Origin of the sequence: Candidatus Protochlamydia sp. R18 (assembly GCF_000648255.1) — a bacterium.
Taxonomy (GTDB): Bacteria; Chlamydiota; Chlamydiia; order Chlamydiales; family Parachlamydiaceae; genus Protochlamydia; species Protochlamydia amoebophila.
The window spans coordinates 89,284-100,914 of record NZ_BASL01000639.1; the positions used below are offsets into that span (position 1 = coordinate 89,284).

10 protein-coding genes are annotated in these 11,631 nt (G+C 33.7%); 7 read left to right on the forward strand and 3 right to left on the reverse strand.

All coding sequences use genetic code 11. The features are described from left to right. The first annotated feature begins 20 nt into the window (after positions 1-20). Both TY19_RS03380 and TY19_RS03385 read left to right on the forward strand, forming a co-directional pair. Positions 21-1,928: a 1-deoxy-D-xylulose-5-phosphate synthase gene (locus TY19_RS03380; RefSeq protein WP_042280157.1), complete on the forward strand. Its 1,908-nt coding sequence runs from the start codon at positions 21-23 to the stop codon at positions 1,926-1,928. Between the two features lie 46 nt (positions 1,929-1,974). After that, on the forward strand, positions 1,975-2,817 hold the full coding sequence (locus TY19_RS03385) for an NAD(+)/NADH kinase (RefSeq protein WP_039357286.1): 843 nt from the start codon (positions 1,975-1,977) through the stop codon (positions 2,815-2,817). 505 nt (positions 2,818-3,322) lie between these two features. Here the strand turns inward: TY19_RS03385 and TY19_RS16130 are convergent. After that, positions 3,323-3,481: a hypothetical protein gene (locus tag TY19_RS16130; RefSeq protein WP_158383120.1), complete on the reverse strand. Its 159-nt coding sequence runs from the start codon at positions 3,479-3,481 to the stop codon at positions 3,323-3,325. Between the two features lie 318 nt (positions 3,482-3,799). Between TY19_RS16130 and TY19_RS03390 the strand changes: the two genes are divergently transcribed. Together TY19_RS03390 and TY19_RS03395 are read left to right on the forward strand one after the other, a co-directional pair. Next, positions 3,800-5,476, forward strand: a complete 1,677-nt coding sequence (locus TY19_RS03390) for a DUF11 domain-containing protein (protein ID WP_042280160.1) — start codon at positions 3,800-3,802, stop codon at positions 5,474-5,476. A 270-nt stretch (positions 5,477-5,746) separates the two neighbouring features. Further along, entirely contained in the window at positions 5,747-7,126 is a 1,380-nt protein-coding gene (locus tag TY19_RS03395; RefSeq protein ID WP_042280162.1) for a hypothetical protein, read from the forward strand. A gap of 38 nt (positions 7,127-7,164) precedes the next feature. Here the strand turns inward: TY19_RS03395 and TY19_RS03400 are convergent, their stop codons facing one another. Beyond that, positions 7,165-8,013, reverse strand: a complete 849-nt coding sequence (locus TY19_RS03400) for a hypothetical protein (RefSeq protein WP_042280164.1) — start codon at positions 8,011-8,013, stop codon at positions 7,165-7,167. A 198-nt stretch (positions 8,014-8,211) separates the two neighbouring features. Here TY19_RS03400 and TY19_RS03405 point away from each other — a divergent pair, with 198 nt between their 5' ends. Genes TY19_RS03405 through TY19_RS03415 form a run of 3 tightly spaced genes read left to right on the forward strand, consistent with a single transcriptional unit; the run spans position 8,212 to position 10,812 of the window. Further along, positions 8,212-8,508 carry a hypothetical protein gene (locus TY19_RS03405; protein ID WP_011175161.1) on the forward strand — a complete coding sequence of 99 codons (297 nt, stop codon included), beginning with the start codon at positions 8,212-8,214 and terminating at the stop codon, positions 8,506-8,508. A gap of 11 nt (positions 8,509-8,519) precedes the next feature. Further along, positions 8,520-9,107: a Maf family protein gene (locus TY19_RS03410; RefSeq protein WP_042280166.1), complete on the forward strand. Its 588-nt coding sequence runs from the start codon at positions 8,520-8,522 to the stop codon at positions 9,105-9,107. 19 nt (positions 9,108-9,126) lie between these two features. Further along, positions 9,127-10,812 carry a HEAT repeat domain-containing protein gene (locus TY19_RS03415; RefSeq protein WP_042280167.1) on the forward strand — a complete coding sequence of 562 codons (1,686 nt, stop codon included), beginning with the start codon at positions 9,127-9,129 and terminating at the stop codon, positions 10,810-10,812. A 139-nt stretch (positions 10,813-10,951) separates the two neighbouring features. Here the strand turns inward: TY19_RS03415 and TY19_RS20520 are convergent, their stop codons facing one another. Then, a complete protein-coding gene (locus tag TY19_RS20520; protein ID WP_255346657.1) occupies positions 10,952-11,077 on the reverse strand; it encodes a hypothetical protein in 126 nt (41 codons plus the stop codon). Positions 11,078-11,631: the final 554 nt, after the last annotated feature.

The following is an 11,631-nucleotide window of genomic DNA, read 5'->3' on the forward strand; positions in this document are numbered from 1 at the left end:
GTGACTATAAAGGATTTTGAATGACACAATCAATTCTATCGAATCTGAATCATCCCAATGATATCAAAAATCTTTCCTATAGTGATCTCAAGTACTTAGCTCATGAAATTAGACAACGCATTATTGAAGTTTTATCTGTTAATGGAGGACATTTAGCCTCAAATTTGGGTGTGGTTGAACTCACTTTAGCTCTGCATAAAGTTTTTGAGTCCCCTGATGACAAATTTATCTGGGATGTTAGTCACCAAACTTATGTTCATAAATTACTAACAGGTCGAAATGATCGCTTTCATGAAATTAGACAATTCAAAGGATTGTGTGGATTTTCTCATCCTAAAGAATCTATTCATGATCACTTCCATGCAGGACATGCAGGAACCGCTCTTTCCTTAGCATTAGGTGTTGCCAAAAATAGAGACTTAACTAAGAGAAAAGATTATATTATCCCAATTATTGGTGATGCAACTTTAACATGTGGATTAACTTTAGAGGCCCTAAACAATATTTCTCGAGAGCTTAAGCGCTTTATCGTAATTCTCAATGATAATGCTATGTCTATTTCTAAAAATGTGGGAGCAATTACGCATATTTTAAGTCGCTTACTAAGTAATCCTACAACAAATAAAATTCACCAAGAGCTTGATACAATCGTTTCTAAAATACCTAATTATGGTCCCATTCTTTCACAACAAGGACATAAAATTACTGAATCTTTAAAAAATTTGGTGAGCCCTGCCGTTTATTTTGAACAATATGGTCTTTCTTATATCGGACCGATTGATGGACACGACACAAAAAAACTAGTGGATGTTTTAGAAGGTGTAAAAGACTCTAACTGGCCAGTTATCATTCACGTTTTGACCAGAAAAGGGGAAGGAATGGATGAAGCCATCAAAAATCCAATCTCTTACCACGGAGCCAAGCCATTTAGTAAAGATACTGGTAAATTTTTACCAAACCCGATAACCAAACCTACTTTTCCCAAAATATTTGGTTCTCATCTTTTAAAAATGGCTGAAAAAGATCCTAGCATTGTGGCAATAACCCCAGCCATGTCTGCAGGGTCTTGCTTAGATGATTTTATGAAAACTTTTCCTGAACGCTGTATTGATGTGGGTATTGCTGAATCTCATGCGATTACTTTTGCAGGGGGTATGGCATATGGAGGTAAAATGAAAATCGTCGCCTCTATTTATGCAACTTTCTTACAAAGAGCTTTTGACAACGTTTTTCATGATATTTGCTTGCAAGAGTTACCGGTCGTATTTGCCATTGATCGAGCAGGAATTTCAGGACCTGATGGTTCTACCCATCACGGGATCTATGATATTTCATTTTTGAATGCGATGCCAAATATGATTATTGCACAGCCTCGTAATGGACAGGTTTTAAAAGAGTTGATGGAATCAGCTTTTAGTTGGAAAAGGCCAACGGCTATCCGTTATCCAAACTTAATGACCGAAGAATTTAACCATCCTATTTGTGAAAGAGAATTAGGAAAGGGAGAAGTTCTAATCGAAGGCAACGAAATTTTAATTGTCGCCTTAGGTCATATGAATCAGGCGGCATTAAAAGTCCGAGACCTATTAGCTCAGACTGGCATTGAAGCTACAGTTTTAGATCCTATTTTTATTAAACCATTAGACTCAGAACTTTTTTGTAAGCTGCTTCTAAATCACAATAAAATTGTCACCATTGAAGAACATAGTGTTGTTTCTGGGATGGGCTCGATTATTAACAACTTTTTAGTTGGACAAGGGTTTAATCAAATACAAGTTTTAAATTTGGGAATACCCGAAGCTTTTCTCGATCATGGTAGAAATCAGGATCTTTTAAACGAGATTGGCTTGGTGCCTGAAAAAATTTTCAGACAAATTCAATCTCATTTTAATTTAATAGCACAAAATACCCTTAATCCTGTTGCTTAAATTATTTTCAAAGTTTGTAAGACATACTTGAACAAGTAGATATGCTATGATGATTGCACTATTTCCTAATGAAAGTAAAGATCCTTCCTTAAAAATTGCAGCAGAGATTTGCCAGTTTTTGATTTCTCGAAATATTGAAATTACTGCCGAAGATAAACATGCCAAACAATTAAACGTATTTCCCCTATCACAAGTAAACGTTCAACATATCAATTTTCGTATTTCTCTCGGAGGAGATGGCACAATCTTACGACTCATTCATAAACACCCAACTATTCATGCTCCTTTACTTGGAATTAATTTAGGAAGTCTTGGTTTTTTAGCTGACATTCCGCTAGATGGCATTTTTCCAAGCTTAGAAGATTTAATTAAAGGACGTTATCGTGTTCAAAAACGGATGATGATGGAAGGTTCAGTATTATGTAAGCCCTCTTGTTTTGCAGTTAATGAAGCCGTTATTCACCGTGCTCAGAATCCATGCTTAATTGATTTAGCTATTTATGTGGATGGAAACTATCTCAACACTTTTTCAGCTGATGGGATGATTATCTCGACTCCGAGTGGATCAACAGCATACTCTTTGGCAGCCGGCGGCCCGATTTTAACGCCAGAATTAAAAGCTTTTGTTCTTACTCCTATTTGTCCCCATACGATTTCTAATCGCCCCATTGTTTTAATGCCAGAAATATCTATTCAAGTTAAATATTTAAGTTCCTACGCTCCCGTTGAAGTTTCCTCAGATGGCATATCGAGTTTTAGCTTATCAACAAACGAAATTTTTCATGCTTCTATTTCTTCTCAAACTTTTGATTTAGTTTGCTTAGAAAGGCATGATTATTTCGCTACTCTAAGAGAAAAATTAGGATGGCAAGGAAAATTAAAAATTTAAAAATTTCCTTATTTTTCATTTTTTATAAAGTTTTAATTTTATGAATCTAACCAATTCTTTGTGTTTAACAAAATTTTCAAGAAATCTACTACCTTAATCATATTTTTAATAGATTTTGAAGGCTTTTTAAAGCAAGGAAAACTTATTTATTGCTTATCATTTCCTGTTTTCCTGTTTTTTTTAGAATTTTTTTAAAGAGATTTTTTTTGCACTTTAAAAATTTTTATCAATTTGAAAACCAAGGAGTTAAAAACAGTTTCTAGCAAAACTCATTTTTAATTAAAAAAATCTTCTGGAACAATTAATTCTTAAGGCGTATTTAATGAGATAAATACTTTTTTGTTAATCGACCCTTAATCAACATGCTTACATGAAGAAAAAGGCGATATATAAATGGGTAATAGAAAATGACGAATGTTATCCTTTACACTTTTTAAAAACTAACAGGAGTTCTTTTATGAAAAAATTTTTAGGTTTAGGCTTTTTAGCTACATTAGTATTGTCTTTATCTAGCTGCTGTTTCGATCGTAACCCAAGCTGTGAGCCGTGCTCTCCAAAGCCACGTTACTGCGAGCCAAGGGCATGTTCTCCAAAGCCGGTATGCGAACCAAAATATTTTGACAACAGTGATTGCTACTAAAATGCGATTTGCATGCCAATGCATGTGAAACTCAAAAGCAGATGAATAATTTCTCTGCTTAGTTACAAAGTTTTAAGTAATTGGCAAAGGAGTTGTGTAAATTGAAAAAGTCAAACACAAAAACTCAACGATGAGTTTAAATGAATGCGAAGTTTTCAAACGCACCCCATGCCATCTAAAAGTTTCGCAAAAAAATACAGCTCATAAAGGTCGGTAAGTAAGACATCTTTCTTAATCAGATCAGAAAAACTGTAGGGCATGTAACGATACTGACTCTAAATTTATAATTCAAAAGAATTATCCAAAATCTTCTACAACTAAGACCTTAACCAAGGAGTCTTTATGAGAAAACAACTAGGGATATTAACCTCGTTGGTTTTTTTAGGTGTTTCGGCACTTCTTTGGACAGGCTGTTCCAATTCACACGGAAGCAGCGATTATTGCGAACCTTCGGCCCCGATTTGTGCGCCAAGTAAACCAATCTGTCCTCCTGTATGCAAGCCTTGTTCAGAGCCTTGCAAAACTCTCAATTCATGCCGGCCAGTTTGTGAACCACAGTCATGCGCGGTTCCACAAAAAGCGACTAGCAAACCTGCTTACCCTTTAGTTGCTCAAGAGCACTGCCCACCTAAGTGTGCAGCACCTTTAAAGCAATGTAAAGCTGGACCTGCAGGTGAGTGCTCTACAAATGGGGTAACAGTTAAAGCTCGAAACCCCAAGATGTGTATTCTTGGTGACCAATATCCTCTAGATTTAGAAATTTCTAGTAGCTGTGATGTTTGTGAAGTTATTCTAACAACTACTCTTCCTGAAGGTGTAACTTATTTGAGAAGCCAACCAGAAGCAAAAGTTGATGGCCGTACTGTTGTTTGGTCTTTTGGCAGCATGAACCGAGGACAAACTGTTCCAGCTAGAATTTGGTTAAAAAGCGAAAGAGAAGGTGATCTTTGCACATGCTTCTGCGTGAAAGCAACTCCAGTTGCCTATTGCGCTCTCCTTTGTGCAAAACCTGTTCTTGTTTGTGAAAAACATGCACCAGCTGAAGTTGGTCCAAATGAACCAATCAACTATACAATTACTGTAACAAACATTGGTACATGCCCAGCCGAAGATGTTGTCATTACTGACAATATTCCAGATGGACTAGAACATGCTAGTGGTCAAAAAACTCTTAACTTTAAGTTAGGCACCTTAGAGCCTTGCCAAACGAAAAAAGTGAACTTCTGCTTAACAACTTGCCATCGTGGAAATTTCTGCAATACAGCAGTTGTAACAGCTTGCAATGCTAATCAAACATCTTGCGAAGCTTGCACATGTGTCGCATGCTGCCAAGTTGAATGCCAAAAAGTTGGACCTAAAGAAGTTCCTGTCGGACAAAATGCTGATTACCAAATCACAGTTGTGAACACAGGTGACAAGTCACTTCATGAAGTTGTTGTTACAGATACAGCTCCTTCTGCAACAAGTATTGTGACAGCTTCTGGTGCAAACATTAATGGCAAACAAGCTATTTGGAAACTTAAAGAACTAAAAGCTGGTGAAAAAGCAACATTCAACGCTACGTTGACAACTTGCACACCTGGCTATTTTGTTAATAGAGTTAATGTCACTAACTGTGAAGGTTGCAACTCTAGCTGCGAATTTGGTACAAACTGGAAAGGACGCCCAGCTCTTGATGTCGGTATAACAAATTCCGATAATCCAATTTGTGTTGGTGAAACAAGCCGCTTTAAAGTGATTGTGACTAACAAAGGTCAAGAGTATGATACAAATGTAAATGTTGTTGTCAACTTCCCAAGCGAGCTTACTCCAGTTAACGCATCTGGTGCATCTGCAGCTCAGTTAAAAGGACAAACAGTTACATTTGCTCCATTCCCAAATCTCGCTCCTCGGCAAACACTTGAGTACTATATCACTGTTAAGGCTAATAGTCGCGGTGATTTACGTCCTAAAGTGCAAGTAAGCTCGGATTTCATTAAAAATCCGATCACACAAGAAGAGAGCTTAATTGTGAACTAAGGTCTGATTTTCTAAATCAGTGATCAAAAGGCAGGTCTTCGGACTTGCCTTTTTCATTTCACAAATCTGAAATTACACCTTTTGGATAATTTTTCTAATTGAGAATTTAATTTTTCGATTTTTTTATGCCCAGCAATAAAAAATGCCCCTCAATTATTTGGGACAAAGTATTTAAAAAAATATCTCCTTAGTGAAATATAAAGAAACTTTGAGAAAAATGGCATTCAGTTTCCATAAAAAAATATTTAAATTCTTTGATTAAGGTGGATAATGAATAATAGTAATTTGAATTATCAGATTTATGCTTGCCTCCCCTTTGTTGAATTAGCAAAAGAAACATGTATTCAATTTGGAGCTGTTATCTTTTGGCCTGCTTCCCAATATTCAACTTATTTAAATCAAACCGAACATCTTTTTTTTCATAATTACATTTACTCTATTGGTCAAATAAAAGCTAAGGTTGGTAATGAAAAAGTTGAGTGGATTAATACAATCAAACTATATCCTAAAGAAACAACATGTATTTCTATCTCAAATCAAATTCCTGTTTCAGAAAGAGAGGCTGTTTTAGTCGATGCTCTTTATTTGCTTTATTTTGCTTGTACTTTTCGAGATCTTTACTATGGAAATGAAATTCCTTCTTTTAATGCCTTTAGAAAAATCATTCCTTGTACTCTCGACTTTATTAAAACCAAAGATAACTGGAAAAACCTTTACATCAATGAAAGTTATCGCGAAGAGACTGTTTGTATTCATTTTCTTGATCAAGACATCTGCCAAGGACTGGGAAAAACGCTGCTAACAATTTATCAATCTGCTCCCCATGAAAACATGGCTACCATTCATGCCTATAAACGTCTCGTTCGCTCCATTCGATATTTTGTCGATCGCTTCTTTCAACGGTTTGTTAATCTTTTTGAAAAGGAGGTTCAGTTTTCTGAATATTTATTTGAACCAGAAGATGTAGTCTTTTTAGCTTCGAGTTTTGAAGCTTTATTCGATCTTAATGATCAACAAGTCACAGCAGATTTTAAACATAAGCTTCGCTCCCTTCTTCCGTTAAAATTTACAAAACCATTAGAGCTATTTTGGAAATGGATTGACGATTTTTATGAAGTCAAACGAAAAATTATTCATGGAGGAACAACTCCAGATCCTCTTTTTAAATTAAACCCAAATTTTGAAATATCTCATATTTCAATAGGAATTAAGCTTTTTATTTATTCTGTTTACTATATGCTATATCGTTACCAACTCATTCATTCTACACATGCAGATGCCTATACTCCCCCGGACTTCAAAGGGATACATCCTGAAGAAGTTCTTCTATTTTTTTGGACTGAATCAAGTTTATTAAATAAATTAAATGTTTACACGAAGCAGTTTGAACAAAGATCTAAAGAAAAAGAATTGCAAGCTGATATTCATTTGCTGACAACCTTATTTGTCTCTATGTATGACAGGTATTATTTACATCCTCATCTTAATAAAATTAATTTTATTCCATCTTCACTTGAATCTATTTTAATCAATGGACAACAGATTTTAGATAGATTAGAAAAGAATAGATCTGTCAAAAATCATCAAAATTTATTGGATATTGTTGCTCTTACATTTTCAGATCGATTAAAAAAAAGACTAGCTCAATAATAATAGAATGAGCTACACTTAAACAAATTATTTTAATCTTAAGTAGACAATAGACTCTGAAGGATTTTCACTTCAGCCAGTAAATTGTTTCTTTCTTTTTCCTCGTTTTGCCTTATTTCACGCGGATTAACTTCAAGAGTGGCTAACAGATTTTTAATAACATCTTTGGTGGCATTCACTTGATAAGCAATTTTTAAATGATCAATTAGAGTGATGACTTGCAATTCAATGAGATTCAATCCTTTTGTCAATTTTTTACGCATTTGGTAAACATATTCTTCAAAAAAGGGAATTGTAAATTTATCCTGGTGCTCATGTTCTAATAAATTAATATTCTTTATTAACATTTTAATTTTATATAAGCAAATGTGGATATATTCAGTACGCTCTTGAAAAAGTTTAATTAAATGTTGAGAAGAGGCTAATAAAAAAAATTTAATTTGTTGTAGATTATTTTGATGGTCATGAATTAAATTTATAACAAATAAATTGACTTCCTCTGTTAGAAATAAAAAAAAATTTTTCCTTTCTTCTTCTTGTTCTCTAGCCATTTTCTGCATACTATACTCAAAAATAGAAAAAGCTTTGTCTTCAATTTCCGCCAACCATTTATCAATCACTTTAATGCCAATTGATTGTCGAAAATGATAATCATTTTTCAATGATTTTAAACTTTCTAGATTAGATTTTATTTCTTTAAATTCTTTAGCTGCTAAAAAAGAACATTGAAGGATTTGAGAATCAAAAGAAGATAATAATTTATCAATTGCATCCAAATGACCTTTTTTATTAAGGTGAATTTGAATCCAATAAAGAACTGTCTCCCAAAAGGTAGAGTGTTTAGAAGAAACTTTTAAACGATGGACGCAACCACGACTATCTTGCATCAACGTTTCGTCAGATTCAAGAGGTTGATGAAGTAATCTTGATACTCAACTTCTATCCCAAATATATTTAAGGGATTCCATCGAAATAAAACATTCTTAATCATGGATGGCCTATATCGTATAGTAAGCTAATTCTAGAATAATCTCTTAAACCTATTTTTTGATAAAATAATCATAAATTTCCCATAAAGTTATTTCATGTCAAACCCTATCCAAATACGTCTCTTTTTAGGCTATTTATTACAAGGAGAAATTGCAATACATCTTCAACAAACGTCTCAAGAAAATAGACAAAAGTGGAAACTGGAAAAAATATTTGAGAGTGCTTATTGCAATGATAAAGAATATATTGGTTTTTTTACCGAGGAGATGCCAACTTACAAATCTTTAAAACGAATTGAAGAAAAGATTAAAACTCAGTTGCAACTTTATTGTCCTAAACTTAATTTAGATAAACAAAAAATTCAACTTTTCCCGCAAATATTTCTAAGCTAGGGATAATAACAATGAAGATAATTTTAGGATCACAATCTCCTCGTCGTAAAGAAATTTTAAATTTTTTTTCTCTTCCCTTTGAACAAGTGAGCCCTGTCTTTGATGAAGAGACAGTCCCGTTTGAAGGTAACCCAGAACACTATGTTTTAAGTTTATCCGCGGGTAAAACCAAATCACTTAGATATCAATTTCCTAAAGATATTCTCATTTCTGCAGACACTATTGTTTACAAAGAAGGAAAAGTTTTCGGAAAACCACGTAGTAAAGAAGAAGCTTTTCAAAATTTACGTGAACTTGCTGGCCATTGGCATTCCGTTTATACAGGAGTTAACGTATCAAATGAAAATCAAGAAATTCAACAATTTGAAGAAACAAAAGTTTTATTTAATTCATTGACAGATGATGAAATCCATCAATATCAAGAAAAGATTCACTGTGCAGACAAAGCGGGTGGATACATGGTTCAAGGAGCGGGAAGTTTAATCATCAAAAAGCTGGAAGGATGTTATTATAATGTAATGGGACTTCCTATTAATACTTTGAGATTGTGTCTATCTGAGATAGGCATCGATCTCTGGAAATATTTAAAAGATCGATAATTTAAACAATGAGTTTTAAATGAATCTCAATTTAGTCATAAAAGGAGTTTTATTCTCTCTATTTTGTCATTTTTTTTTGCAAGCAAAAGAAATCCATACTTCTCAAAGCGGGCGTATTCTTTTTCTTATCCAGCAAGGAGATCATTCTCAAGCATTAAATATCTACATGAATAACCTTCAAGCTAATGAATTGCATGATTTTGAACTTTTACATCACATAGGATTAGGGATTTTAGATTTTGGATATAGACAATCTGATCCTGAAATTGAACTTTTGTCTTTGCTAGGCGCAAGTGTTTCTGCTCATGAAGATGCCTATTATATCTTAGAAGCTGGTTTAAAAAATCGTTATCCTCAAATTCAATTGATTGCATTGAATACCTTATCTCGCCTTCAAAGTGATAAAGCTGATCAAACGATTCTTAAAGCGATGGGATCTAATCAACTTTTAATTCGACTAGAAGCTTTAAAACAACTTTGTTTAAAAAATCATCCCGCCTCTATTAATCAAGCTGAATCTCTTATGTATAAAACGCCAGAAATTCTAATTTCTCTTTATCCACCTTTAATTGCCTCCGTGGGAACTCCACAAGCTATAAGGGTCTTAAGAAAATTACTGCATCATTCTTCTGAAACAGTTCGTTTGTCAGTCATCCACAGCATTGCTAAATATAAAAGAGATGATTTACTTCCACAAATTAGGCAACAAGCTTTTCAAGGAAATCAAATTCAACAAGAAGCTTGTGCACATGCTCTCGGAGTTTTTTACGATGGGTATAGCAAAGACAAATTGCAAAAATTAACCTTTTCTCCCTATCCAACAGTTGCCTTAGCGGCTCATTTGGCTTTATATAAATTAGGAATCAACACCTCTGCTGATGCTATTGAAGCAATGGCAAAACAAGAAAATTTATTTGCCATTCAAGCTTTAGGAGAAATTCCTGAAAAAAGTGAGGTTCTTACAAACTTCTTAGACCACTCAAATCCTCAATTGCGCATTAATGCTGTTTTAGCTCTATTAAATCAAAAAAATACGGTTTGTTTTCCTTATTTGAAAGAGATCATTTTACGCCATAAAAAAGATTATGCATTTGTTCCTGATCATTCCCCTGGTAGAACTTTTAAAATTTGGAGAATCATTCCTTCAGCTAGCCAAATCATGGAAGGTGACCTGGATTATCAAGAACATATAACCCTTAAAGAATCTGTCGTTGAAACCGTAAGAAATCTTTCCGAGCCTTTTTTTATTGTGCTTGCTCATGCCATTTTTGAATCACAGCAAAATGAGCTTATTCCGTTAGTTACTAGCTTGTTAGAAGAAATAGGCTCTCACGACGCAGTCAATTGTTTAAAAGCTCATCAACAACAATTAGGAGCTCCGTTTGTGCGTCATTATTGTAACTTGGCACTTTATCGTCTTCAAGAAAAAGGCCCTTACGCGGAACAACTCAGACAGTGGGTCAAAACTCAACGAGAAACTGAATTTATTCGATTTAAAGGATCTATTACAAATCCTTGGAAATTAACTGAAAACAGTTATCAACTAGCTCCCGCTGAAGCTTCTCAGCTTTTAATTAAAATATATGAAGCTTTTGCTATTAATCAAGATACGCTAGGAATTGAAGCGCTTTTGGAAGCCATTAGTCAAGATCAAACCAATAATAAGTATGCCTTGGCAGGTATTCTGTTGCGAGCCACACAATAAATTAATCAGTTGGAAAATTTCTCTGAAAGGAGTATCGACAAGCTTTTGTAAATTAAAAACTTGCCAATTTCTAAGACTTTTAAATTTAATTCAATTTCTTTCAAGAAATGATATTAAAATGTGGATAGAAAAATGATCTTTATTCTCCACAAACTTCTTTAAGTTGCTGATTTAAGCTTGCTTTTTCTTGTTTAAAATCGATTGTTTTAGGATCAGTATTAGAAAACAATGCTAAAACTTCTTTTACTCCAAATTTTTGCATCAAATAGCTTGCTCCTTCCTGCCGAAATATTTTTTTCTCGGAAGAGCTGTATCTGCCAAAAATTGTTCTTTGATGTCTGATATCTGATCAAATCATCAATTAATTCCTTTCGATTTTCGCTTAAATTTGAGGACTTTTTTTCTGGTAAAAGTGAGAGATTGTATGTCCAAACTTGCTGCATAAAATCAATAGCAAAAATTCTTTTAAAAATAATTGGATTCCTTGTGACAATGAATCGCTAAAATTTTATTTTATCTATAGAACTTTATCGCGATCATAAGTTCGTCATGGTATAAGTTCGTCATTATATTGTTAAAATATACACATCTCAAAGACTTTAATCTATTTCTTGCAACGATTTTATGAATTCAAACTATTTTAAATAAAAAAGAAAATATCACTATTTTTTATTATATATTGATTCATTTAAAAAATTCAAAAATTAGAATTAGGTATCTCCAGTATTTCTATCCATTTTACTCTGAAATAGGTCATTCTCACCTTTTGAGTTAATCGCTTTCATCGTATAATCTGCTCTTTTTATCTTATCAAACGTA

What these genes read in the sequence shown, in the direction of transcription:
- TY19_RS03400 (WP_042280164.1), bottom strand. Translation starts at nt 8,013, where the DNA reads ATGCAAGATAGTCGTGGTTGCGTCCATCGTTTAAAAGTTTCTTCTAAA.
- TY19_RS03390 (WP_042280160.1), top strand. Translation starts at nt 3,800, where the DNA reads ATGAGAAAACAACTAGGGATATTAACCTCGTTGGTTTTTTTAGGTGTT.
- TY19_RS03395 (WP_042280162.1), top strand. Translation starts at nt 5,747, where the DNA reads ATGAATAATAGTAATTTGAATTATCAGATTTATGCTTGCCTCCCCTTT.
- TY19_RS16130 (WP_158383120.1), bottom strand. Translation starts at nt 3,481, where the DNA reads ATGCATTGGCATGCAAATCGCATTTTAGTAGCAATCACTGTTGTCAAA.
- TY19_RS03385 (WP_039357286.1), top strand. Translation starts at nt 1,975, where the DNA reads ATGATGATTGCACTATTTCCTAATGAAAGTAAAGATCCTTCCTTAAAA.
- TY19_RS03410 (WP_042280166.1), top strand. Translation starts at nt 8,520, where the DNA reads ATGAAGATAATTTTAGGATCACAATCTCCTCGTCGTAAAGAAATTTTA.
- TY19_RS03380 (WP_042280157.1), top strand. Translation starts at nt 21, where the DNA reads ATGACACAATCAATTCTATCGAATCTGAATCATCCCAATGATATCAAA.
- TY19_RS03405 (WP_011175161.1), top strand. Translation starts at nt 8,212, where the DNA reads ATGTCAAACCCTATCCAAATACGTCTCTTTTTAGGCTATTTATTACAA.
- TY19_RS03415 (WP_042280167.1), top strand. Translation starts at nt 9,127, where the DNA reads ATGAATCTCAATTTAGTCATAAAAGGAGTTTTATTCTCTCTATTTTGT.